Consider the following 21,478-nt stretch of genomic DNA (forward strand, 5'->3'; position numbering starts at 1 on the left):
CGATTTACTTGCGTGGAATGCTGGTTACGCCGTTAGCTGTACCCAGCAGCAGAAGATCCGCCGGCCGGCGGGCGAACAGGCCGTTGGTGACTACGCCCACAATGTTGTTCAGCTTCTGTTCGATGTCGATCGGACGGGAGATGTCGAGATTGTGCACGTCGATAATGATGTTGCCATTGTCGGTAACCACCCCTTCCCGATAGACCGGGTCGCCGCCCAACTTGACGATTTCACGCCCTACGTGGCTGCGTGCCATCGGAATGACTTCCACCGGCAGTGGGAAACTGCCAAGTACTCCCACCATCTTGGATTCGTCGGCAATGCAGATAAAGGTCTCGGCAACAGCAGCAACGATCTTTTCCCGGGTCAGAGCCGCGCCGCCGCCCTTGATCAGCTCCAGGTACTCGTTGGTTTCATCGGCACCATCCACATAAAACTCCAGTGTTCCCGTACTGTTGAGGTCGTAAACCGGAATGCCATGGTGTTTCAGGCGTTCTGCGGTGGCCTCAGAGCTCGCCACGGCACCGTCAAAGTCGGTTTTAAGTTCCGCCAACATGTCGATAAAAAAGTTGGCGGTGCTTCCGGTGCCGACGCCCACGACACTGTCACTGTTCAGTCGCGGCGCAATGTAGTCGATGGCGGCCTTGGCTACGGCTTTTTTGAGTTCGTCCTGTGTCATCTGGAGCTCCGGGTGCAAATCTGATTGAGTTTGGCGCCATTATAGCCTCTGAGGGTGGCAAGCTTATAGACGGCTACCGTGCAATCTTTCTACACTGTGGGTTTTCCCAGAACACAACCAGAACGGAAGCACCATGCCGCAACGCTATATCAAGAAGATCCTCGATGCGCGCGTCTATGACGTGGCTATCGAAACACCGCTGACTGAAGCCCGCAGTTTGTCCAAGCGCTTTGGTAACAACATTCTGCTCAAGCGTGAAGACCTGCAGCCGGTGTTTTCTTTCAAGATTCGCGGCGCGTACAACCGGATTGCCCAGTTGTCAGAGGAGCAGAAGGCCAAGGGCGTGATCTGTGCCTCGGCGGGCAATCATGCCCAGGGCGTGGCGTTGGCCGCTAAGAAGCTGGGCATCAAGGCGGTGATTGTGATGCCCCAGACCACGCCGGAGATCAAGGTGCGCTCGGTGCGCGACCATGGTGCCCGGGTGGTGCTCAAGGGCGATGCCTTTGACGAGGCTGCCACTCACGCTCAGGAGCTGATCCAAAAGCACGGCTATACCTACATCCCGCCTTACGACGATCCCGATGTGATCGCCGGTCAGGGCACGGTGGCGATGGAAATTATGTGGCAGTTGAGCAAACCCATCCACGCCATCTTCATCTGTGTCGGCGGTGGTGGTCTGATCGCAGGCATGGCCGCCTACATCAAATATCTGCGCCCTGAGATCAAGGTGATTGGCGTGGAGCCCGAGGATTCCAACTGCCTGCAGGCTGCACTCAAGGCCGGCGAGCGGGTGATTCTGGACGAGGTAGGCATCTTTGCCGATGGTGTTGCGGTCAAACAGATCGGTGAATACCCCTGGGAGATCTGCAAGGATTACGTGGATGAGGTAATCACTGTTTCCACCGATGAAATCTGCGCAGCCATCAAGGATGTGTTCGAGGACACCCGGTCGATTGCCGAGCCGGCCGGAGCTCTGGGTGTTGCTGGGGTGAAGAAGTACATCCAGAGGGAGCAGATCGAGGACGAGAATCTGGTGGCGACCCTGAGTGGCGCCAACATGAATTTCGATCGTTTGCGTTATATCTCCGAACGCACGGAAATCGGTGAGCAGCGCGAAGCTATCCTGGCGGTCACCATTCCCGAGAAACCCGGCGCCTTCAAGACGTTCATTAATGCCCTGCACAAGCGCAGCATCACCGAATTCAATTACCGCTACGCCGACAGCGCTCAAGCTACCATCTTTGTGGGAATCCAGGTGCAGGCCGGTGGGCATGGCCGAGAGGATCTGGTGCAGGACCTGAGGGAAGCCGGCTATGGCGTGATCGACCTCACTGAGAGCGATCTGGCCAAGCAGCACATTCGCCACATGGTGGGTGGCCACGCTCCGGCGATCACCAACGAGCGGGTGTACCAGTTCGAGTTTCCGGAGCGCCCAGGTGCTTTGTTGAAGTTCCTGATGTCACTGGGCACTCGTTGGAATATTTCGATGTTCCATTACCGCAATCACGGTGCCGCCTATAGCCGGGTGTTGCTGGGTGCGCAGGTGAATGACGACGAGGTGAAAGACTTCGAGAAAATGCTCGATAAGGTCGGATTCCGGTACGAAGACATGACCGATAACGAGGCTTATCAGTTGTTTCTCGGGGCAGGGAACAGTAAGCACCGATGATTCGGTGCTCGGCCGCCCTGTGACCCTGCTCCCGAAACCCGCTCAAGCACGTCCATGTGGCGCTTGAGCTCCGCCATCCTTGGCTCCGCACAGTTTCGGGAGCAGGGTCACAGGCCGTCCCCGGACAGGGCGGGCAAAATATTACCTAATGGTAACCTGTCAAAAATTGTAAAAATGAAGATGCGTGATAGTCTTTCGGCTAATTCTTAATAACAAGAATAGTTGGCTGATTTTCCAGTCTTTTAGCAATAATATTTAAAGGAAAAAGACCATGGGTGGCAAACCTGACATCATCAAAGCCGTCGTGCTGATTTTCGCTGCCGGCCTTGTGATCACCGGGATTACGACCATTCAGGCATCGGAAACCCCAACCCGCGTATATTCCGGCACCACCATGGATGCCAATCAGGCTGTCGATAGTCGCTGGAATCGGTAGCAGCGCTGGTCGGTCACCACGCCATGCAGTGGTATGTCCCAGGGCTCAACCGGTAACTCCTGCACTTTCTGAAAATCGTGGGCTAGCCCGATGAGCTTGGGCGCCAGCCTCGGCCGCACTCGCGTGAAAGCAAACGTACGATCGTAAAAGCCGCCGCCCATGCCGAGCCGGCCACCGTTCTCGTCAAAACCCACCAGTGGAAACAGCACCGCATCCAGGGCCCAGGCAGGTCGTTTCAGGCCTTTGCTGAAGGCAGGCTCCGGTATGCCGAATCGATTGGCTTTCAGTTCAGACCTGTCGGTGAAGGGGCTGAAAACCAGTGTGCCAGTGTGGATGGGGTGCAAAACCGGCAGATAAAAGCGAACACCTTTGCGTTCAGCAAGATCCATGTACAGTCGGGGGTCGATCTCACCGTCGTTGGGCAGGTAGATGGCAATATGGCGTGCCCGGTGTAGGTCAGAGTGAGTCAGTAGATTCAGCGCGAGTTGTTCTGCGGCCTGCTGTTGTTCTTCGTACGGAAGCGCTCGCCGTTGCTGGCGTAGATGCTTACGCAGGTCAGTGCGGGATCGGGTATCTGGCTGGGTATCGAACGGTTGGGGGTCGATAAACTGGCTCAAAATAAAGCTTCCCGGGCTGCCGTTATCGGATGTGGCCCTTGAACCCAAAGTTCAAGGTCGGTGGCCGCTGTGACATATTAGGCTTTCCCCTGACGGGGACGTGCTCACAATGCCCTGAAGTAGCCACCTGGGTAATGCGCATCGGCTCGAGGACGTATCCGAATATCCCGCACAGCCCAGGAAGTTGAACTCATTATACGGGTACTGCCGGGGCCGATTGCAATACCTGTTTCGGAAACCCTTACCAAAATTTACGGAGTGGTTACTGTCCGGACGAATCGCCCAGCGCATTGTTCAGTTTGCTGTCCATCGCCTTCAGAACAGAGCTGGTGGCGTCAGACATGGTGTCTCGCTCAAGCAGTTCGTGGGTGATGTTCAGGGCAGCCATGACCGCAATGCGCTCGGTGCCGAACACCTTCCCGCTAGCGCGGATTTCCCGCATTTTGCTGTCGAGATGACGGGCTGCGCGGGTCAGGGCGTCACGCTCTTCGTCAGGGCAGGCAACCAGATACTCCTTATCGAGAATCTTTACCTCAGCGGTGGTGGACTGCTTCGACATTAGTGGTGCTCCAGTGCCCGCAGGCGACCAATCATGGCTTCGATCTTGTTTTTCGCAAGATCATTTTTGTGCGTCAACTGGGCCCGTTCCCGGTTCCAGTCATCCTGTAGCTCCCGCAGCGTGGTGTTGTCCCGCTCCAGTTTCTGACAGCGCTCGATCAGTTTATCGAGCTTGTCCGCTAATGCCTGTACTTCGGACTGTTCCATCGCGTGCTCAGCATTGGTTGTTTTCATTACAGCTAACTATAAGTGCGGACGCTAAGTCGGTCAATTTACAGGGATGTCATTACTCCCCGGTGTTGACGCCGGTCACGGTTCCGCCACCTCACCCAACCCCAGCGAGCGGCTCTGCCACCACGTCCGGATAGCCGGGATCAGGGCCACCAGCAGTGCGGCCACGGGCACTGAAGCCAACAGGCCCCATTCCACTCCACTCAGTGGGCGAATCTGGATCTGCAGGCCATAGCTGGCCTGAAGCCAGGGTGCCAGAGCCATGACCGCCACCGCTCCGATCAGCAGCGCCAGGATACAAGCGACAAGGGCCAGGGCGACGGCCTCGATCACGTAGAGCAGGCCGACCAGGCCGGGTGATGCGCCAATCGCCCGCAGCACCGCAATTTCATGGGAGCGTTGAGCCTGCAGTGTCAGCAGCACGGCCGCCAGTCCCAGCAGGCTGATAACCACCACAAAGCCAGTAATGCCGATTAAGGCCCGCTCAAATTGACGCATGAGTCTCCACAACTCGCTCAGAGCTACTCCGGGCAGAATAGCCGATAGAGGTTCACTGGTATTCTGATTGAGCTCGCGTTGAACCTGAAAGGTCAGGATCTTGCGCTCGAGTCCGGCAAAGGCGGCCGTTATTGCGCTAGGGGTAAAGTCGCGCTGCTCCGCCGCTTCCGGGGTCAGGGTTCGGCCGGGAATGGCCACCCCGGATTCCCAGCCTACGTGCATGGCTTCCATGCCGGAAAGACTGATGTAAACCGCCTGGTCTACAGGGGTTCCGGTGCTCTCCAGAATGCCAGTGACGTGGAAGGGGGTGTCGTCATGATTGGAAAAGCTGGTTCGGCCACCACCGTGGGATAGTACGATGCTGTCGCCCACGCCATGGTTGAATTTGTCGGCTACATTGGCGCCCAGGACTACATCGAACACACCGTCAAACCAGCGACCCTGCGCAAGCTGCAACGACCGGCCGCGCCCGTACTGGAACCGTTCAAGGAAGTTGTCGTTGGTACCGATGACCCGGGAGCCCCGGTAGCTGTCCCCAAGTGAAATGGGGATCAACCAATCAATTCGCTCGTCCGCTTCCAGTTCCTGAAAAGTGGACCAGCGAATGTTGTTGGTGGGATCTCCCAAGTGGAAAACCGTGTACAGCAGCAGATTCAGCTGCCCGCTGCGGGCGCCGATGATGAGGTCGGTGTCGCTAACAGTGCTGGTGAACGATTCTTTCACTTCAGTACGGAGGTACTGGATGCCCAATAACAGCGTTACGCTGAGGGTGAGGGTCAGGCAGACCAGTGCCAGTACCCGGCGGCGGTGCCACAAGCTGGCGCCCGCCAGAGAAAGTGCCAGGCGAGTGCTCATGATGCAGCTCCCTCCAGTTCCACCTGGTGGTCAAAGTGTTGGGCCAGGGCGCGGTCGTGACTGACAAACACCACCGAGGTATTGCGGGCTTCGGCCAGCGTCAGCAGAAGATCCAGAAACCGGTCCCGGTTGTCGCTGTCCAGGGCTGAGGTTGGCTCGTCCGCAAGAATCAGGCTCGGGCCTCCGATCAGTGCCCGGGCGGCGGCGATACGCTGTTGCTGGCCGATGCTTAGTTGGGTCACTTTTCGGTGCCAGCAGTCCTGGGGAATGGCCAGAGCAGTTAACAGTCTGTGGGCTTCATGGATCGGCTCAGGGTCCGTGGCCTCCCGGCGTTGCGCCGACAGGCGGCATGGCAGGGTGACATTGGCTTCAGCGGTGAGGTAGGGGACAAGGTTGAACTGCTGGAAAATCACGCCAATGTGATTGGCTCTGAATCGATCCCTCTGGCCGGCACCAAGTCGGTCCAGCTGGCTGCCCAGAATGCGCACGGTGCCGGTGTGGGGCGTGAGCATGCCAGACAACAGGCTGAGCAGTGTGCTCTTGCCGCTGCCACTGGCGCCCCGAAGAAACAGGTGTTGGCCCAGGGGCAGACTCAAGTCTGGAAAGGTCAGGGGCGGTTGTTCAGGGCTCCATCGATAGCTGAGATCGGCGGTTGCCATCGCCCGGATGGGGTGTTGTTCGCTCAGATCGCTTGATGTCGTCGTATTGGCCATGTAGCTCGTCAGGTGTCCGGTGTATGATTGCCAAAATTCCGTGCCCCGTTTCCTGGAGATCACGTTCTGATGTTTTGTCTTTCCCGATTCACTTTCTGCCCATCCGTTTGCAGGACACTCTCTCAAATGCTCAGCCGCGGTTTCTTGTGCGCTGCTTTGCTTGTCGTCCTGGGGCAGTCTCTCTCCGTTCACGCCGAGCCCCGGGAGCTGGACTGGTTGGAGCTGATGCCGGCTGAGGATCTGGCCCTGCTGGAAAATATGCCAGAAGTAGAGCATGAGGGCGAAGGTCCTGCACTGTTACCGGACGAGATCATGACCGGTCGCGTTGTGCCGGAGATGTCCAATGTCGATGCTCGCATTCCGGGCTTCGTCGTGCCTCTGAAGACCACCCAGGATATGGAAATTCTCGAGTTTTTTCTGGTGCCTTACTATGGCGCCTGCATTCACGTGCCGCCACCACCGCCGAATCAGATCATCCACGTAAAGTATCACGAGGGCTTCAAGCTGGAAGCCCTGTACGACCCGGTCTGGATTGAAGGAACGCTGGTCATCGAGCGCACCGAGAATGATCTGGGTACCTCATCCTACTCGATCGTCGCTGAGTCCGTGGAGCCTTATGAGCAGTAAGCTCAGGGCTTGAGGCTAAACTCCGTGATGCCTGGCTCCAGGCGCAGGGCGCCTTGACCCTTTGGGCCGGCCCATTCGATGTCGAGGTGTTCGATGGCCGGGAACTGTTCGCCCAGGGATGTGACCAGCTGGCTGCCAGATGCCAGGTCCGGGCAATTCAGGGTCTGGAAAACTTCAATGTCGTTGTGGCTAATTTCGCCACTGTTATGGTGTTCGTGTTCCTGGTGTTCATGCTCCCCATGGTGAGCGTCATGGCCATCGTCGCCGGCGTAGGCGTAGTGAACCTCGCTGGTCTGAATGCCGCAGGATCCGCTCAGGGTGTTGATAAGCGGGGTTTCAGTCAGCCACGCAAGGGCTGCTTCAACCGCTTCGTGTTCCGCTTTCGTGCGCGGTTCGTGCTCGAATCCCAGCAAATTATGGGCGGGTGACATTGCCATCAGTTCAACAGATTGGCCGGCCATAGCCAGTTGCAGTTCTGCTTGACCGTGCTGATGGGCAGTCAGATTTTCGGCGGATGCGGTCAGGGCGCTGAGCAGTAGCACCGGCAATGGCAGTATCCGGGTTGAGGTGGAGGGCATGGCGTCGTCCTGTGTCTGAATTGATATGTTATAACATTTTGCTCAGTTGCGCCGGGATTGGCAATGGAAAAGTGTCTTGGATGCGCCTGAATGCTAGGATAGAGACTTCATTCAACAACACAGGAATGGCACGGTTCATGTCCGAAACCGACACCTCCGGTGCTGCCCGCGCCGCTGAATTCGAGCGCTGGGCCAACGTATTTACCGCTCACAAGGCGTTCAGTCATCCGTCTGAGCTGCACGGTGTGCTCTGTGGTCGGCTGGCGGCCGGCTCTCGTATTGAAGAGCCGGAATGGCTGAACATGGTGTGTGAGCACATGGGGTTGCCCGAAAACGCGGCCGATGACTCTGAAGATCTGGCGCCATTCATGAATAAGGCGTATGACCAGACGCTGTCGCACTTGAAATCGACCGACATGAGTTTCCATCCTTTGCTGCCGGACGATGATTACGCTATCGAGCAGCGTCTGGAGGCTCTGGTGGCCTGGGTCCGTGGTTTTCTTGAGGGCATGGCTCTGTCTGCCGGTGAAGCCCTCGGGCAGGCACCAGATGAAATTCGCGAACTGATCGAAGACATGGTCGCGATCAGTCAGCTCGCGGATGACGAAGAAGGCAGCGACGAAAGTGAACAACAGTTGCTGGAAATCACCGAATACATCCGGCTGGGGGCGCTGGCGGTCTTTACCGAATTCAATGCGCCCGAGCGGCCGGCTTCGCCATCGCCGACCCTGCACTGAGCAGGTCAACCATTGCGGGAGAGTTTATGCCGTCCATGATACCCGTTAAGGAATTTGCCGAACGCCGTCGCAAGCTGATGGAGCGCATGGCCCCTGAGAGCATTGCGATCATCCCGGCAGCCCCGGAGCGAGTGCGCAATCGCGACGTGCTGCACCCGTTCCGCCAGGACAGTGATTTTCAGTACCTTACTGGCTTTGGCGAGCCCGAGGCCGTACTGGCCTTGATTCCGGGCCGGGAGCATGGCGAGTCGGTGCTGTTCTGCAAGGAGCGTAATCCCGAGAAAGAGCTGTGGGATGGCTTCCTGGTAGGCCCAGAAGGGGCTATCGAGCGCTATGGTCTGGACGATGCGTTCCCGATTTCCGACATCGACGACATATTGCCGGGCATGATTGAAGGTCGCAGCCGGGTCTACTACCCGCTGGGCAAAGACCAGCATTTTGACGGCAAGGTGATGGAGTGGGTCAAGACCATTCGCAGCAAGGTCCGTACCGGGGCTCATCCGCCGGGCGAATTCGTGTCTCTGGAGCATTTCCTGCACGATCTGCGACTGTTCAAGAGTGTCAACGAAATCAAGGTAATGGCCAAGGCTGCCGAAATCAGTGCGGAAGCGCACTGTCGCGCCATGAAGCGTGCACGCCGGGGCGGCAATGAGTACAACCTGGAAGCCGAGCTGATCCACACCTTCATGGATCACGGCGCCCGCTCCACGGCCTACCCGTCCATCGTCGGTGGCGGCGCCAATGGCTGCATCCTGCACTACATCGAAAACAGTGCACCGCTGAACGACGGCGATCTGGTGTTGATCGATGCCGGCTGCGAGTACGACTGCTACGCTTCTGACATTACCCGCACCTTCCCGGTCAGCGGCACCTTCAGCCCGGAACAGCGCGCGCTGTACGAGGTGGTGTTGTCTGCCCAGTACGCGGCGATTGATGCGGTGCGTCCGGGTAACCACTGGAATCACCCCCACGAGGCCGCCCTGCGGGTGCTGACCCAGGGGCTGATTGATCTCGGCCTGTTGTCAGGAACCCTAGACGACGCCATTGCGGCGGAGGCCTACAAACCCTTTTTCATGCATCGCACCGGACACTGGCTCGGGCTTGATGTGCACGATGTGGGTGACTACAAGGTCGGTGATGCCTGGCGTTTGCTGGAGCCGGGCATGGCATTGACGGTGGAGCCGGGGCTGTACATTGCACCGGACAACACCAGCGTTGATGAAAAATGGCGCGGTATCGGCATTCGGATTGAGGACGATGTGGTGGTCACCAAAGAAGGCTGTCGGGTACTGACCGACGGCGTGCCCAAGACCATCCCTGACATTGAAGCCCTGATGGCGGACTGAGCCTGTGAGCCAATTCGACACGGATCTGATCATTGCCGGCGGCGGCCTGGCCGGGGCAACCCTGGCCCTGGCGTTGGCCCGCGCGGTGCCCAGCCTGAGGGTGACGGTGGTCGAAGCCTTTCCGCTGTCGGCCGAGGCGCTGCCGGAAGACTACCAGCCGAGCTATGATGCCCGCTCCACCGCCCTTGCGTGGGGCTCACGGCTGATCTTCGAGGAGCTCGGGCTGTGGCGCCGGTTGTCTGAACACGCCACGCCGATTCGGCACATCCACGTGTCGGACCGGGGTCGTTTTGGTGCCACTCGCCTGAATGCCGACGAACATCAGCAGGATGCCCTGGGCTACGTGGCGGACAACCGCTGGATGGGGCTCTGCCTGATGCGCGAGCTGCTCGATACCGAGGTGCAGTGGCAAGCGCACACGGAAGTGGTCGACATGACGCCGATTGCCGGTGGCGTAGACGTTGCCCTGAAAACCGCTGACGACAGCCACCGTATGACTGCCCAGTGCCTGGTGGTCGCGGATGGTGGCCGGTCCGGTTTGCGGGAGCGACTCGGGTTTCAGGTGCGCCACCGCAGTTACGGCCAGAACGCTCTCATTGCCAACGTATCCACCAGCGAAAGCCATCAGTTCAGCGCCTTTGAACGCTTTACCGATGCCGGGCCGATGGCGCTGCTGCCCCATGGCGCGGCAAACAGGGCTGGTCAGCAGTCGGCGCTGGTCTGGACTTTGACCGATGAGATGCTGGAAGAGGTGCTTGCACTGCCCGACGCCGACAAATGTCGACGGCTGCAGGAGCGCTTTGGCTGGCGTCTGGGTCGGTTCGCCCGCATTGGTGAATGCAGCCATTACCCGCTAAAACTGTCCACCGTGGATGAGCCGGTGCGGCCCGGAGTGGCTCTGGTCGGTAATGCCGCCCACGCCCTGCACCCGGTGGCCGGGCAAGGCTTCAACCTGGCACTGCGAGGCTTGATGACGCTGGTGGAGCAATTCCGACTGGCAGTGGAGCAGGGTCAGTCTCTTGGGGATCTGCAGGTTCTGAGCCGCTACCAACAACTACACCGGCAGGACTGGCAGCAGACTGCCCAGTTCTCCGACTCTTTGATTCGTCTGTTTGGTCCCTCCCTGACACCGCTGGCTGTGGCTCGCGATGCCGGACTGGTGGGGCTCGACCTGGTGCCCGGGGCGAAACGCTGGTTTGCGCGCAAGGCCATGGGCCTGGGCGGTCGCCGGGCAGTTATACACAAACCGAAGACCGGCACCGGGGAGCCCGCAAGCCATGACTGAATTCCGTGCCTTTGACATCCTGGTGGTCGGTGCCGGCATGACCGGATCGGCCCTCGCCCTTGGCCTGGCCCGACAGGGCTGGAAGGTGGGATTGGTCGAGGGTAGTGAACGGGCGATGCTGCTGCAACAACCGGAGCCCGCCGGCGGCGTGGCCGAGTTTGAGCCTCGGGTCAGTGCCATTTCCCGGGCCAGTCAGCAGTTGCTGGAGAGCCTGGGAGTCTGGCCGGCCGTGGTAGCGGGGCGCCATTGCCCCTACCAGAAAATGACCGTGTGGGATGGCGATGGTACCGGCCGTATCCATTTCGATGCCGCCGATCTGCAGGCCCGGGATCTGGGCACGATTGTCGAGAACCGTGGCCTGGTGCGGGCGCTGTTCCAGGCCCTGGAAGACAGCAGCGTAGAGTTGATTGATGGCGTGAAGGTGACCGGTTGGTGGCAGGACGGCAACCAGCGTGGCATCGAACTGGCGGATGGCCAGCGATTGGGCGCCCGGTTGGTGGTGGCGGCCGACGGCGCCAACTCCCGGTTGCGTCAGTGGGTCGGGTTACCGGTACGGGAATGGGATCACGATCAGCAGGCCATCGTCTGCACCGTGCGCACCGCCCAGAGTCACCGCTTTACCGCCTGGCAGCGATTCTCGCCCACCGGTCCGCTGGCGTTTCTGCCCTTGCGGCCGGAATCGGGCGACGAGCATTTCTGTTCCATCGTCTGGTCCCAGGATACTGGCGAGGCCAGACGACTGATGGCGCTGGATGATGCTGGCTTTGCAGCAGAGCTGGAACTCGCCATTGAGCGGGAGCTGGGGGCGGTGCAGGCCGTTTCGCGCCGTTACGCCTTCCCGCTGCGCCAGCGTCATGCCAAAGATTACATCGCGACCGGATTCGCCCTGGTGGGCGATGCGGCCCACACCATTCACCCGCTGGCGGGCCAGGGTGCCAACCTCGGTTTCGCCGATGTGCGGGCCCTGCTGGACGAGTTGTCCCGGGCCCAAGGAGCGGGCCTCAGTCCGGCGGAGGAGCTGGTGCTGGCGCGGTATCAGCGTCGCCGAAAGGCTGAAAACCTGGCCATGATGGCGGCCATGGAAGGCTTCAAGCAGTTGTTTTCCCGTGATGAGCTACCGCTGAGATGGTTGAGAAATACCGGCATGCGCTGGCTCGACGGTCTTGGCCCTATCAAGCACCGGCTGGCCGCCGAAGCGATGGGCCTGACTCGCTGACACTTGTTTTTCCAATCACCCGTTAAGGATATCCAACCATGGCAGGAAGCAGCCTTCTCGCCCTTCTCGATGACATCGCCACCATCCTGGACGATGTCTCTCTGATGACCAAAACCGCCACCAAGAAAACCGCGGGTGTGTTGGGGGACGATCTCGCGCTCAACGCCCAGCAGGTGACGGGTGTGAAACCGGCCCGTGAGCTGCCGGTGGTGTGGGCGGTGGCCAAAGGCTCGATGCTGAACAAGGCAATCCTGGTGCCGGCCGCGCTGGCCATCAGCTATTTCGTGCCTTGGTTGGTCGTCCCGTTGTTAATGCTCGGCGGCGCATTCCTGTGTTTTGAAGGCTTTGAGAAGCTGGCGCACAAGTTCTTGCATCGGCAGGAGGCCGAAGCCCATAAGAAAGAATTGCGCGAGGCGCTGAAAAATCCGGCCGTGGACATGAAGAAGTTGGAGCGGAACAAGATCAAAGGCGCCATTCGAACCGATTTCATCCTGTCGGCCGAAATCATTGCGATTACCCTGGGTACAGTGGCCGGCGAAAGTATGGGCATGCAGTTTCTGGTGCTGACGGTGGTGGCGATTATGATCACGGTCGTGGTTTACGGCCTGGTCGCTGGCATCGTGAAGCTTGACGACGGCGGGCTCTACCTCAGTCAGCAGGACAACGAGGCCGTGCAGAAAGTGGGGCGGGGGATTCTCTGGCTAGCGCCGTACATGATGAAGACCCTCTCGATCGTCGGCACCATTGCCATGTTCCTGGTTGGCGGCGGCATTCTGACTCACGGCTTGCCGCCGGTGTACGAGGCCATTCAGCACTTTGCTCAAGGCCTTGGCGGTGTGCCCGAGGTCATTGTGCCCACTTTGGCTAACGGTGTGTTTGGGCTGATTGCCGGTGCCATACTGGTGGCGGCGATTACCCCGCTACAGAAGCTCTGGGCGGCGCGCTCGGCCTGAATTAACCACAGGCATCGAACAGGCGGCTGACCAGGACCGGCACGGCCGTCTCTACCCGCAGAATGCGTGGCCCCAGGTGCACTGGGTCACAGCCGGCTTCCTCGAGTTTGCCCACCTCGTAAGGGGTAAAGCCGCCTTCAGGCCCAACGCACAGGGCGGCAGGCTGGTCCATATGGGTAGGGCATGGCTGATCCGTCCCCGGATGGGCTACCAGGGCGCGCTTGCCAGCCAACAGGGCGGGCAGCTCATCTTCCACGAACGGTTTGAACAGCTTGCGAATGTGGACCTGGGGCATCACCGTATCCCGGGCCTGTTCTAGCCCCAGCGTCAGGTTCTCGCGCAGGTTGTCATCGGACAGCCACGGCGTTTGCCAGAAGCTTTTCTCCACCTTGTAGCTGTTGATCAGCCAGATGTCCTTCACCCCCAGCGTTGCGCACGTTTGCAGCACCCGGCGAAACATCTTGGGGCGGGGCATGGCGAGCACCAGGGTCAATGGCAGGGCGGGTGGTGGTGCCTGATCAAACGATACCCGCAATTCGGCTTCGGTTTCGGTCAGACGGAGCACCTTTCCGGTGCCAATGTCGCCGTTGACTCGACCGACCGGAATCCAGTCACCGGTTTCAACCCGGATCACCGAATGCAGGTGCTGCAGCCGGCGTCCGGTCAGTGTAACCCGGTCTCCCGCGGTGAAATCCTCATCAAACAGTAGTGCCAGATTCATTCGCCAGCGGGCTCGTCGGTCTCGACGGTTTCCCGCTTCGCCAGGCGACCAAAGATGATGCCTACCTCAAACAGGATCCACATGGGAACGGCCAGCAAGGTCTGGGAAATGATGTCCGGCGGGGTCAGCATCATACCAATGATGAAGCAGGCCACCACCACGTAGGGGCGTTTGGCGGCCAGGTCGGCCGGTGTGGTCGCACCAGTGAGAATCAGCAGCACGGTGGCGATGGGGATTTCAAAGGCGACGCCAAAGGCAAAGAACATTTTCAGGACAAAGTTCAGGTAGCTGCTGATGTCCGGCAGCTCGACGATGCCCTCCGGCCCGATGGCGGTAAAAAAGCCAAACACCAGCGGAAACACCACGTAGTAGGCGAAGGCAGCACCGGCGTAGAACAGCAGCACCGAGGTGAACAGCAGGGGAAAGGCCAGCCGTTTCTCGTGGGCGTAAAGGCCCGGCGCGACGAAACTCCAGAGCTGGTACAGGATGATGGGAATGGCGGCAAAGACCGCCAATACCAGTGCCAGCTTCAGGGGTGCAAAAAACGGGGAAGTCACGTCGGTGGCAATCATGGTCTGCCCGACTGGTAACAGTGACCGGATCGGTTCAGACAGCCACAGATACAGTTCGTTGGCAAACGGGTAAATAGCGGCGAAGCAAACGACCACCGCCAACACCATCTTCAGCAGCCGGTTACGCAGCTCCAGCAAATGCTCGATCAGAGGCATTTCTGGGTGTTCTGGGGAAGCTGGTTTGCCGTCTGGCTGTGAAGTCATGAACGGTCATCCGATGGAGCAGCATGCCCCGAGCGGGGCTGATCATTGCCCTCAGGCTCGGCGCCAGTGGTGGGTTCGTGTTCAGGTGCCGGGGGGGACTCGGCCGATGGGGTCTGCTCATCGCCATTTTCCGGCGATTGCGCGGCCACGCGACGGGTTGCCGGAGCCGGGCGTGGGCTCTGTTGGTCACTGTGCGGCATGATCATGTGTTCGTAACGCCTGGCATCGTCGAGCGCACCACGCACGGATTTCTGGACGTCTTCGAGCCCGACATCACCGGCTTTACGCAGCTCTTCCCGCAATTCTTCGGCTTTCAGCTGGCGGTCCAGCTCCGAGGTAAACTGACTCACCATCCGCCGGGCACCACCAATCCACCGCCCGGCAGCCCGGGCAGCAGTGGGCAGGCGCTCGGGGCCGAGCACCAACAGAGCAATAACGCCGCAGATCAGCAGCTCAAGAAAGCCAATATCGAACATTCAGCCTGGTCTCAGCTGTGGGACTTGTCCCGTGGCTTTTCTTCGGTATTAACCGGCTGGCCCTTCGCGTCGGTATCCTTTTCCAGGGAGTCCTGGTCGGCAGCCTTGTTGTCTTCGTCGTTCATGGACTTCTTGAAGCCACGGATGGCACCACCCAAGTCGGTGCCGATGTTGCGCAGTTTCTTGGTTCCAAACAACAGAATCACGATGCCGAGTACAATAAGAAGCTGCCAGATACTGATACCCATGGTGGGATCCTCGTTTTAAATTGTTGCTACACCGTAGTGTACGTTAACAAACCGGATTGACGGTAACCTTCCGAGCAGTTTGTAATCCGCTATTGGTCTCGGGAAGCCTTTTCTTCCAGCCCGGACAAATCAAAGCGTCGGGCCAGTTCATCGAGGATTTCCCCCGGACCAAGGCCCAGCCGAGACAACATAACCATGCTGTGAAACCACAGGTCGGCGGTTTCGTACACCACATTTGAGGTGTCGCCCGAGTGCTCCGCGTCCTTCGCGGCCAGCAGGGTCTCGGTGCATTCCTCACCGACTTTTTCCAGAATCTTGTTCAGGCCCTTGGCATGTAGGCTGGCCACGTAGGATGTGTCCGGATCGGCCTGTTTGCGCGCTTCCAGTACCTGCGCCAGTTGTTGCAATACATCACTCACGGTCGGTACTCCTTATTTGCTGCCGTAGATGGCGTCGGGGTCCTTGATCACCGGATCAACGCTGACCCACTGACCGTCTTCCAGGGTACGGTAGAAACAGCTGCGCCGGCCGGTGTGGCAGGCGATGCCGCCTTTCTGTTCCACCTTCAGCACGATAACGTCTTCATCGCAATCCAGGCGGATATCCTTGATGACCTGTTGGTGGCCAGAGCTCTCGCCCTTACGCCAGAGTTTGCCGCGGGAGCGGGACCAATACACGGCCTGGCCTTCCAGGGCGGTCAGTCGCAGTGATTCCCGGTTCATCCAGGCCATCATCAGAATATCGCCAGTGGCGGCATCCTGGGCGATGGCAGGCACCAGACCGTCGGCGGTCCAGCGGATGGCATCCAGCCAGTCAGGGTTGTCGACATTATCGGGGGAATCTTTCATTTTTGTGAATCCTGAATTCTCGATGCTGAATACATGATCGGTTAGCGGCTGCCGCGCAGCACCAGGCCGCCTGCGCCGGCCAGCAGTACCCAGCTCCAGATCGGCACATCGGCGACCCAGGCCTGGGCCTCTGGTTGGGTGCCCAGCACCGCCACGGCGATCAGCATAACGGCAGTCAGGCCGCGTCGCCAGCGGCGTTCCGAGCGCCTTTGCTGCTCCTGAAGCAGCTCCAGTGTAGCCTGATTCTGTTGTTCGGTGGGGCCGGACTGACGCAGCTGCAGCAGGGCATCGTGCACCAGTTGTGGCATCTCGGGGGACTGCTCCAGCCAGGATGGCAGGTGCGTTTGCAGTGACTTGATCAGTCCCGACGGGCCTATCCGGCGGCGCATCCAGCTTTCAAGGTACGGTTGCGCGGTGCTCCACAGGTCCAGTTCGGGGTAAAGCTGACGTCCCAAGCCCTCCACGTTCAGCAGGGTTTTCTGCAGAAGAACCAGCTGGGGCTGCACTTCCATATTGAAGCGGCGTGCAGTTTGGAAGAGGCGCAGCAGGAAGTGACCAAAGGAAATGTCCTTCAGTGGCTTCTCGAAAATGGGTTCGCACACGGTGCGGATGGCAGCTTCAAATTCGTTGACCCGAGTATCCGGTGGCACCCAGCCGGACTGGACGTGCAATTCGGCGACCTGGCGGTAGTCCCGGCGGAAAAACGCCAGCAGGTTGCGCGCCAGATAACTCTGGTCGTCCGGGGCCAGGGTGCCAACAATGCCGAAATCGATGGCAATGTACTTCGGATCGGAGGGGTTGCTCACGTCCACAAAGATGTTGCCCGGATGCATGTCGGCGTGGAAGAAACTGTCCCGGAAAACCTGGGTAAAGAAAATCTCCACGCCTTTTTCGGCCAGCACCTTCATGTTCACGCCGGCGGCGTTCAGGGCCGGAACGTCGGCGATGGGGATGCCGTGGATGCGCTCCATCACCAGTACCGACTTGCGGGTGTAGTCCCAGTCGATAAAGGGAATGTAAATCAGTGAGGAGTTCTCGAAATTGCGGCGCAGCTGGCTGGCATTGGCGGCCTCGCGCTGCAGATCCAGCTCGTCGTGGATGGTGGAGTCGTAGTCTTCGACCACCTCTACCGGGTGCAGGCGCCGGCCTTCAGACCAGTATTTCTCCAGTAGCCCAGCCATCAGGTACATCAGGGCCAGATCCTGGCGAATAACCCGTTCGATACCCGGGCGCAAAACCTTGACCACAACTTTTTGGCCATTGGGCAGGGTGGCGCCATGCACCTGGGCTACCGATGCCGAGGCAATCGGATCCGGCGTGAAGTCCTGAAACAGTTCTGCCACCGGGGCCCCAAGCGAGGTTTCGATGATGGTGCGGGCGACGTCGCTGGGGAAGGGAGGCACCCGGTCTTGCAGGTTCTTCAGGGACTCGGCCATGTCGTCTGGCAGCAAGTCGCGCCGGGTCGACAGGATCTGGCCGAATTTCACGAACACCGGTCCCAGTTCCTCCAACGCGAGCCGCAGCCGGTCGCCCCGGTCCAGCTTGGGCTTGGGGAACAGGTGCCAGGGTGCCAGCAGGAAAAACACCTTCAGTGGTGCCGGCAACTCCGCCAGGGGCAAAAACGTATCCAGCCGGTACCGGCAGAACACCCAGGCGATTCGGATCAGACGTTGCAGGCGGGTCACGGGGTCTCCGGTTTGTCAGTGGGCGCGCATTTGCTCATTTGGTCGATGCGCGCGGCAAGGCGCTCAGTGCGAAGGCTGAGTTCGTCGATGTCCGCAAACGTGGCTTCCAGTTCGCGCCGGCCGGGGAGGGCACGGCTTTCCTCGTGCACGTATTCCTCGATGTTAGCGTTCAGCGCCTGAAAGGCGTTGCGACTCCATTTCACCGCCCCGCGCACCCGTTGGCCCAGGAAATGCGCGGGCACATCGCCGATATGGCGGGCTATGGCCGCCTCCCAGTCCGGGTTGAGCTGGTCCAGGGCGCGTTGCAGCTGGTGCGCCAGCGCAGTATCACCTTCCACCTGCAACCGGCCATCGCCGAAAACACGATCATCACCGAGTGCCAGCGCCGCCAGGGCTATGGGCTTGCCCTGAATTTCCAGTCCCGGTGTTTCCGGTGGCTGACTGCTGACCTGAACCCGGCTACCGGTGGTGTGCAGTGTATAGGCCAGCGGCAGTGGCGCGGTAATGGTTACCCGGACCGGTGCGTTCAATGCGGTCAACAGTGCCTGGCGGCCTGCCGGATCAAGTTCCAGGGCCTGGTTCAGCGCGCCTTCGATAATGGCGGTGACCGCAGCGAGCAGGGTCGGCCCGGGAAACATCAGGGCTTGATTCCCACGTGCAGGGCAACAATGCCGCCGGTCATGTTGTAGTACTTGCAGCCTACCAGGCCGGCGTTTTCCATCATGCCCTTCAAGGTGTCCTGGTCAGGATGCATGCGGATGGATTCCGCCAGGTACTTGTAACTTTCGCTGTCGCCGGCAATCAGCTGGCCCATCAGCGGCAGGGCGGTAAACGAGTAGGTGTCGTAGGCCTTGCTCAGCAGTGGGTTAGTGGGCTTGGAGAATTCAAGGATCATCAGCTTGCCGCCGGGTTTGAGGGCCCGGGTCATGTCGCGCAGGGCCTGATCCTTATCGGTGACGTTGCGCAGGCCAAAGGCAATCGACACAGCGTTGAAGCTGTTGTCCGGAAACGGCAAGTGTTCGGCGTCGGCCTGGACATACTCGATGTTGCCCGCGTAGCCGCGATCCACCAGCCGGCCGCGGCCGACTTTCAGCATGGACGCGTTGATGTCAGCTAGCACCACCTTGCCAGAGGGGCCGACCAGATCGGAGAACTTCATGGTGAGATCGCCGGTGCCGCCGGCAATGTCGAGCACCTGGTGGCCGGGACGAACGCCCGATAGCTCGATGGTGAAGCGTTTCCACAGGCGGTGAATACCCATGGACATCAGGTCGTTCATGAGGTCGTATTTGCCAGCTACGCTGTGGAATACGTCAGCCACCTGGCTCGCTTTCTGGCTCTTGGGTACATCCCGAAAACCGAAATGGGTGACGTCATCCTGGCCCTGGCTGTTCTGGGCCTGATTGGCCGGCGTTTGCTGCTCGCTCATGAGAGAAATCCTGTCTGAATCTGAACCTCGTATTCTAACCGCTGGTGGGGTTGCTACAAGGGTGGCGGCGAGTTTAATAGCGCCCTAAACTATAAAACCTTCCATTTTCCAAGAGAAAACTGATTTATGTCCGTTATTGATGTACGCCGTCCGCACACACTGGACAAGGAACACGCTCGGGAAGCTGCTGAAAATTTGGCGAAAGATCTGTCCGAACAGTTCGACGTGAACTACCAGTGGGATGGGGATCTGCTCCGATTCAAGCGCAGTGGCGTTAAGGGTCAGCTCGAAATCAGTCATGCCGACCTGCACATCCATCTTGAGCTTGGCATGATGCTCCGCCCGTTCAAATCCCGGATCGAACAGGAAATCAACTCCCAGCTTGACCAGATGCTGAAGGCCTGAATCCTGGGCAGTCGGGGTCAGAAATCGGCCGGTAGCCGGAACGGCTCCGGATGACCGGCAAGAATGTTGTTCATCACCCGCTGTTCCCGGCTCACCAGTCGCTCAATCAGCGATTCGACATTATCCATGGCGCGAAAGGCCGTATAGCCCCGGTGCATGAAGCCGTGCAGGTCGGCGAGCCCGGCCATCTCGGCCGGTGCCCTGCTCATGGAGAGCAGCCAACCGAGCGTCCTGTTGCGCACGTAGCGGTCCAGCTGCAGACCAACATCCTCGATCAGCGCCAGCTGGCGTTCCCGCAGCAGCAGTTGCTGGCTCTGGCGAAAGGCTTCGCAATATTGGGCCGCGGTCAGGTTGCTGGCCGGGATTTCTGCCTCGTGCAGCTGTTCGGCCAGCTCCAGATCCAGTTGCTGGGTGATCAGGTTCAACTCCACCAGGCCTGCCAGGGTGCCCAGAAGGTGGTCCGGTAGCCATTTCACCATTTTCGGAAATACCCGATCGATATTGTCGTCCCGGCCAGTCATCGCGGAAGGGGCGTACAAATCGGACAGCAGAAACTCAAGGCCGGTGTGATAGCCCGAGTGCTGGTACAGATCCAGATGGGTGGTTTTCAGCCGTTGCGCCTGCCAGTCGGCGACCTCGATGGTATCGGGCAACAGCGGATGAGCGGCCTTGTGCCTGCGGAAATCGTGATATTCCAGCAACAGATGACGAAGCAGACGCCCATTGTCGGTGCTGACTTCGGTGGCGACCAGGCGCTCGCGGTACATGGGGAACTGGCTCCGTTTAACTAGCTGTGGGGCAGAGGCCCGCTAGTTTAACGAAGGTTCGCCCGCAGGACACTAGCCCTGGGCAGCTTCCGGCAAGGATTCGAGACCGGGTACCCATTCCTTGCTGTCGAGAGTGATGAAGTGACTTGGTGCCTCGGTTTCGACGATGCGCATGGTGGTTGGGCTGTGACGGGCACTGGCCAGCATGGCTGTGCGGTCGAGAATGCGATCCACGGCAGGGATCAGAAAGGTGCCATGGCGGATGTTTTTGTACACACTGGTGTCTGTGCGTTCCATCCAGTCCATGATGTTCTCGATATTGCGAACAATGGTCAGGTGGTCTTTGGTCGCTGAGAACAGTTTGCTCAGCAACTGTTTTTTGCGCGGGTTCATTTTGCCGAAGAAGGTCTGGCCGTAAGCAGATGAGGGCGCTGAGTTGATCAGGCGAATCAGCCAGGGCCACATGCCGTGGCTGACCGGCTCCAGCAAGGTAGTTACCAGGGCGTGAATTTTGGCTTGAGGCAGCACCGGGGCTTCCAGCACCACTTCTACATCTTCATACAATTCCGGCCATTGACTCATTGCCTCCAGTATCACCGCTCCGCCCCGGGAATGCCCGTGAATACGAATGTTCTGGGTGGTCGGAAGATTGGCAAGCGCCTGGTTCAGGATGCAGGCATCGTACTCAATGGTGCCTTCCAGGTGCTTGATCGGCACTTCCCAGTGAGGTGTTTCTGGGGTCACGCCGTTTACAGGAATGTGGTAGTTGCTACAGGTCAGCAGGATCAGTTCGGTGGTGGGCGCCTCGTAGGCCTGCGTGAAGTAACAATGGTTTTCCAGGAATCCGTGAACACCGACAACGGTCGCCTGGGCTTTGCCACTGTGATTGCGTACTGAAACAGCACCCTTGCCAACGCGGTACACGCGGCCGGAAAACATCTCTGAATAAGCGTTTTCGATGGGCTTGATCAGTTTGCGAACATGGCTCGCTTTCATTGTTACTCTCCCGACCAGCGTATTATTGGTCTGTTATTAGTGTTGGACGCTGTTGGAAACTCAGTATTACAGTCTGTTGTACCCCGAACCCGTGTTGTTTGTATTGGCACAGTCAACAGTATCTACGCT

27 protein-coding genes and 1 other RNA gene are annotated in these 21,478 nt (G+C 59.2%); 9 read left to right on the forward strand and 19 right to left on the reverse strand.

The annotated features are described in order from the left end of the window. Positions 1-4: 4 nt before the first annotated feature. Positions 5-679, reverse strand: a complete 675-nt coding sequence (rpiA, locus tag FGO67_RS04905; protein ID WP_203299570.1) for a ribose-5-phosphate isomerase RpiA — start codon at positions 677-679, stop codon at positions 5-7. A 133-nt stretch (positions 680-812) separates the two neighbouring features. Between rpiA and ilvA the strand changes: the two genes are divergently transcribed. Then, complete coding sequence (gene ilvA / locus FGO67_RS04910) at positions 813-2,348, forward strand: threonine ammonia-lyase, biosynthetic (protein ID WP_203299571.1); 1,536 nt, start codon at positions 813-815, stop codon at positions 2,346-2,348. 271 nt (positions 2,349-2,619) lie between these two features. Beyond that, entirely contained in the window at positions 2,620-2,784 is a 165-nt protein-coding gene (locus FGO67_RS04915; RefSeq protein WP_203299995.1) for a hypothetical protein, read from the forward strand. On the opposite strand, the gene FGO67_RS04920 is transcribed toward FGO67_RS04915, so the two are convergent. The 6 genes from FGO67_RS04920 to FGO67_RS04945 form a co-directional block, all read right to left on the reverse strand. Beyond that, on the reverse strand, positions 2,754-3,401 hold the full coding sequence (locus FGO67_RS04920) for a 5-formyltetrahydrofolate cyclo-ligase (RefSeq protein ID WP_203299572.1): 648 nt from the start codon (positions 3,399-3,401) through the stop codon (positions 2,754-2,756). The genes FGO67_RS04915 and FGO67_RS04920 overlap by 31 nt on opposite strands. 4 nt (positions 3,402-3,405) lie before the next feature. Further along, positions 3,406-3,587, reverse strand: a non-coding RNA gene (gene ssrS, locus FGO67_RS04925) — 6S RNA. A 76-nt stretch (positions 3,588-3,663) separates the two neighbouring features. After that, a complete protein-coding gene (locus FGO67_RS04930; protein ID WP_203299573.1) occupies positions 3,664-3,960 on the reverse strand; it encodes a cell division protein ZapA in 297 nt (98 codons plus the stop codon). After that, the gene (locus tag FGO67_RS04935; RefSeq protein WP_203299969.1) at positions 3,960-4,166 is read right to left on the reverse strand and encodes a TIGR02449 family protein; all 207 of its coding nucleotides are present in this window, start codon (positions 4,164-4,166) and stop codon (positions 3,960-3,962) included. The genes FGO67_RS04930 and FGO67_RS04935 overlap by 1 nt, the downstream gene beginning before the upstream one ends. 102 nt (positions 4,167-4,268) lie before the next feature. Continuing rightward, positions 4,269-5,543, reverse strand: a complete 1,275-nt coding sequence (locus FGO67_RS04940) for an ABC transporter permease (RefSeq protein ID WP_203299574.1) — start codon at positions 5,541-5,543, stop codon at positions 4,269-4,271. Continuing rightward, positions 5,540-6,256: an ABC transporter ATP-binding protein gene (locus tag FGO67_RS04945; RefSeq protein ID WP_238942171.1), complete on the reverse strand. Its 717-nt coding sequence runs from the start codon at positions 6,254-6,256 to the stop codon at positions 5,540-5,542. The genes FGO67_RS04940 and FGO67_RS04945 overlap by 4 nt, the downstream gene beginning before the upstream one ends. Before the next feature lie 126 nt (positions 6,257-6,382). Between FGO67_RS04945 and FGO67_RS04950 the strand changes: the two genes are divergently transcribed. Next, the gene (locus tag FGO67_RS04950; RefSeq protein WP_203299575.1) at positions 6,383-6,883 is read left to right on the forward strand and encodes a DUF3299 domain-containing protein; all 501 of its coding nucleotides are present in this window, start codon (positions 6,383-6,385) and stop codon (positions 6,881-6,883) included. 2 nt (positions 6,884-6,885) lie between these two features. On the opposite strand, the gene FGO67_RS04955 is transcribed toward FGO67_RS04950, so the two are convergent. Next, positions 6,886-7,461: a ZrgA family zinc uptake protein gene (locus FGO67_RS04955; RefSeq protein ID WP_203299576.1), complete on the reverse strand. Its 576-nt coding sequence runs from the start codon at positions 7,459-7,461 to the stop codon at positions 6,886-6,888. A gap of 137 nt (positions 7,462-7,598) precedes the next feature. Here FGO67_RS04955 and FGO67_RS04960 point away from each other — a divergent pair, with 137 nt between their 5' ends. The 5 genes from FGO67_RS04960 to FGO67_RS04980 are packed head-to-tail and all read left to right on the forward strand — an operon-like array spanning position 7,599 to position 12,998. Further along, positions 7,599-8,198 carry a UPF0149 family protein gene (locus tag FGO67_RS04960; RefSeq protein ID WP_203299577.1) on the forward strand — a complete coding sequence of 200 codons (600 nt, stop codon included), beginning with the start codon at positions 7,599-7,601 and terminating at the stop codon, positions 8,196-8,198. A 26-nt stretch (positions 8,199-8,224) separates the two neighbouring features. Further along, positions 8,225-9,544, forward strand: a complete 1,320-nt coding sequence (gene pepP, locus FGO67_RS04965; protein ID WP_203299578.1) for a Xaa-Pro aminopeptidase — start codon at positions 8,225-8,227, stop codon at positions 9,542-9,544. 4 nt (positions 9,545-9,548) lie between these two features. Then, positions 9,549-10,829: a 2-octaprenyl-6-methoxyphenyl hydroxylase gene (gene ubiH, locus FGO67_RS04970; protein ID WP_203299579.1), complete on the forward strand. Its 1,281-nt coding sequence runs from the start codon at positions 9,549-9,551 to the stop codon at positions 10,827-10,829. After that, complete coding sequence (locus tag FGO67_RS04975; protein WP_203299580.1) at positions 10,822-12,045, forward strand: FAD-dependent monooxygenase; 1,224 nt, start codon at positions 10,822-10,824, stop codon at positions 12,043-12,045. The genes ubiH and FGO67_RS04975 overlap by 8 nt, the downstream gene beginning before the upstream one ends. Positions 12,046-12,083: 38 nt before the next feature. Continuing rightward, positions 12,084-12,998 carry a DUF808 domain-containing protein gene (locus tag FGO67_RS04980; RefSeq protein WP_203299581.1) on the forward strand — a complete coding sequence of 305 codons (915 nt, stop codon included), beginning with the start codon at positions 12,084-12,086 and terminating at the stop codon, positions 12,996-12,998. A gap of 1 nt (position 12,999) precedes the next feature. On the opposite strand, the gene FGO67_RS04985 is transcribed toward FGO67_RS04980, so the two are convergent. From FGO67_RS04985 to ubiE, 9 genes are all read right to left on the reverse strand, one after another. Next, entirely contained in the window at positions 13,000-13,719 is a 720-nt protein-coding gene (locus FGO67_RS04985; protein ID WP_203299582.1) for a 16S rRNA (uracil(1498)-N(3))-methyltransferase, read from the reverse strand. Beyond that, positions 13,716-14,495, reverse strand: coding sequence for a twin-arginine translocase subunit TatC (gene tatC, locus FGO67_RS04990; protein ID WP_203299583.1), 780 nt, complete (start codon positions 14,493-14,495; stop codon positions 13,716-13,718). The genes FGO67_RS04985 and tatC overlap by 4 nt, the downstream gene beginning before the upstream one ends. Next, positions 14,492-14,971: a Sec-independent protein translocase protein TatB gene (gene tatB, locus FGO67_RS04995; RefSeq protein WP_203299584.1), complete on the reverse strand. Its 480-nt coding sequence runs from the start codon at positions 14,969-14,971 to the stop codon at positions 14,492-14,494. The genes tatC and tatB overlap by 4 nt, the downstream gene beginning before the upstream one ends. Before the next feature lie 11 nt (positions 14,972-14,982). Then, a complete protein-coding gene (gene tatA / locus FGO67_RS05000; RefSeq protein WP_203299585.1) occupies positions 14,983-15,219 on the reverse strand; it encodes a Sec-independent protein translocase subunit TatA in 237 nt (78 codons plus the stop codon). Between the two features lie 89 nt (positions 15,220-15,308). After that, on the reverse strand, positions 15,309-15,638 hold the full coding sequence (locus FGO67_RS05005) for a phosphoribosyl-ATP diphosphatase (RefSeq protein ID WP_203299586.1): 330 nt from the start codon (positions 15,636-15,638) through the stop codon (positions 15,309-15,311). A 12-nt stretch (positions 15,639-15,650) separates the two neighbouring features. After that, positions 15,651-16,067, reverse strand: a complete 417-nt coding sequence (hisI, locus tag FGO67_RS05010; RefSeq protein WP_203299587.1) for a phosphoribosyl-AMP cyclohydrolase — start codon at positions 16,065-16,067, stop codon at positions 15,651-15,653. Between the two features lie 41 nt (positions 16,068-16,108). After that, positions 16,109-17,752 carry a ubiquinone biosynthesis regulatory protein kinase UbiB gene (ubiB, locus tag FGO67_RS05015; protein ID WP_203299588.1) on the reverse strand — a complete coding sequence of 548 codons (1,644 nt, stop codon included), beginning with the start codon at positions 17,750-17,752 and terminating at the stop codon, positions 16,109-16,111. Next, positions 17,749-18,390, reverse strand: a complete 642-nt coding sequence (locus FGO67_RS05020; RefSeq protein ID WP_203299589.1) for a ubiquinone biosynthesis accessory factor UbiJ — start codon at positions 18,388-18,390, stop codon at positions 17,749-17,751. The genes ubiB and FGO67_RS05020 overlap by 4 nt, the downstream gene beginning before the upstream one ends. Further along, positions 18,390-19,181: a bifunctional demethylmenaquinone methyltransferase/2-methoxy-6-polyprenyl-1,4-benzoquinol methylase UbiE gene (ubiE, locus tag FGO67_RS05025; RefSeq protein ID WP_138438697.1), complete on the reverse strand. Its 792-nt coding sequence runs from the start codon at positions 19,179-19,181 to the stop codon at positions 18,390-18,392. Before ubiE ends, FGO67_RS05020 begins: the two co-directional genes overlap by 1 nt. Before the next feature lie 126 nt (positions 19,182-19,307). Between ubiE and FGO67_RS05030 the strand changes: the two genes are divergently transcribed. Then, positions 19,308-19,586 (forward strand): polyhydroxyalkanoic acid system family protein, encoded by a 279-nt coding sequence (locus tag FGO67_RS05030; protein ID WP_203299590.1) that lies wholly within the window; start codon positions 19,308-19,310, stop codon positions 19,584-19,586. Positions 19,587-19,603: 17 nt separating this feature from the next. Here FGO67_RS05030 and FGO67_RS05035 read toward each other — a convergent pair whose 3' ends face one another. Further along, on the reverse strand, positions 19,604-20,353 hold the full coding sequence (locus FGO67_RS05035; protein WP_203299591.1) for a DUF8198 family protein: 750 nt from the start codon (positions 20,351-20,353) through the stop codon (positions 19,604-19,606). Positions 20,354-20,425: 72 nt separating this feature from the next. Then, complete coding sequence (locus FGO67_RS05040) at positions 20,426-21,349, reverse strand: alpha/beta hydrolase (RefSeq protein ID WP_203299592.1); 924 nt, start codon at positions 21,347-21,349, stop codon at positions 20,426-20,428. Positions 21,350-21,478 lie beyond the last annotated feature (129 nt).

Source organism: Marinobacter sediminum, assembly GCF_016820575.1.
Taxonomy (GTDB): Bacteria; Pseudomonadota; Gammaproteobacteria; order Pseudomonadales; family Oleiphilaceae; genus Marinobacter; species Marinobacter sediminum.

Coding starts and splice junctions, on each gene's coding strand:
- rpiA (WP_203299570.1), bottom strand. CDS start 679: ATGACACAGGACGAACTCAAAAAAGCCGTAGCCAAGGCCGCCATCGAC.
- ilvA (WP_203299571.1), top strand. CDS start 813: ATGCCGCAACGCTATATCAAGAAGATCCTCGATGCGCGCGTCTATGAC.
- FGO67_RS04915 (WP_203299995.1), top strand. CDS start 2,620: ATGGGTGGCAAACCTGACATCATCAAAGCCGTCGTGCTGATTTTCGCT.
- FGO67_RS04930 (WP_203299573.1), bottom strand. CDS start 3,960: ATGTCGAAGCAGTCCACCACCGCTGAGGTAAAGATTCTCGATAAGGAG.
- FGO67_RS04935 (WP_203299969.1), bottom strand. CDS start 4,166: ATGGAACAGTCCGAAGTACAGGCATTAGCGGACAAGCTCGATAAACTG.
- FGO67_RS04940 (WP_203299574.1), bottom strand. CDS start 5,543: ATGAGCACTCGCCTGGCACTTTCTCTGGCGGGCGCCAGCTTGTGGCAC.
- FGO67_RS04945 (WP_238942171.1), bottom strand. CDS start 6,256: ATGGCCAATACGACGACATCAAGCGATCTGAGCGAACAACACCCCATC.
- FGO67_RS04950 (WP_203299575.1), top strand. CDS start 6,383: ATGCTCAGCCGCGGTTTCTTGTGCGCTGCTTTGCTTGTCGTCCTGGGG.
- FGO67_RS04955 (WP_203299576.1), bottom strand. CDS start 7,461: ATGCCCTCCACCTCAACCCGGATACTGCCATTGCCGGTGCTACTGCTC.
- FGO67_RS04960 (WP_203299577.1), top strand. CDS start 7,599: ATGTCCGAAACCGACACCTCCGGTGCTGCCCGCGCCGCTGAATTCGAG.
- pepP (WP_203299578.1), top strand. CDS start 8,225: ATGCCGTCCATGATACCCGTTAAGGAATTTGCCGAACGCCGTCGCAAG.
- FGO67_RS04975 (WP_203299580.1), top strand. CDS start 10,822: ATGACTGAATTCCGTGCCTTTGACATCCTGGTGGTCGGTGCCGGCATG.
- FGO67_RS04980 (WP_203299581.1), top strand. CDS start 12,084: ATGGCAGGAAGCAGCCTTCTCGCCCTTCTCGATGACATCGCCACCATC.
- FGO67_RS04985 (WP_203299582.1), bottom strand. CDS start 13,719: ATGAATCTGGCACTACTGTTTGATGAGGATTTCACCGCGGGAGACCGG.
- tatC (WP_203299583.1), bottom strand. CDS start 14,495: ATGACTTCACAGCCAGACGGCAAACCAGCTTCCCCAGAACACCCAGAA.
- tatB (WP_203299584.1), bottom strand. CDS start 14,971: ATGTTCGATATTGGCTTTCTTGAGCTGCTGATCTGCGGCGTTATTGCT.
- tatA (WP_203299585.1), bottom strand. CDS start 15,219: ATGGGTATCAGTATCTGGCAGCTTCTTATTGTACTCGGCATCGTGATT.
- hisI (WP_203299587.1), bottom strand. CDS start 16,067: ATGAAAGATTCCCCCGATAATGTCGACAACCCTGACTGGCTGGATGCC.
- FGO67_RS05020 (WP_203299589.1), bottom strand. CDS start 18,390: ATGTTTCCCGGGCCGACCCTGCTCGCTGCGGTCACCGCCATTATCGAA.
- ubiE (WP_138438697.1), bottom strand. CDS start 19,181: ATGAGCGAGCAGCAAACGCCGGCCAATCAGGCCCAGAACAGCCAGGGC.
- FGO67_RS05030 (WP_203299590.1), top strand. CDS start 19,308: ATGTCCGTTATTGATGTACGCCGTCCGCACACACTGGACAAGGAACAC.
- FGO67_RS05035 (WP_203299591.1), bottom strand. CDS start 20,353: ATGTACCGCGAGCGCCTGGTCGCCACCGAAGTCAGCACCGACAATGGG.
- FGO67_RS05040 (WP_203299592.1), bottom strand. CDS start 21,349: ATGAAAGCGAGCCATGTTCGCAAACTGATCAAGCCCATCGAAAACGCT.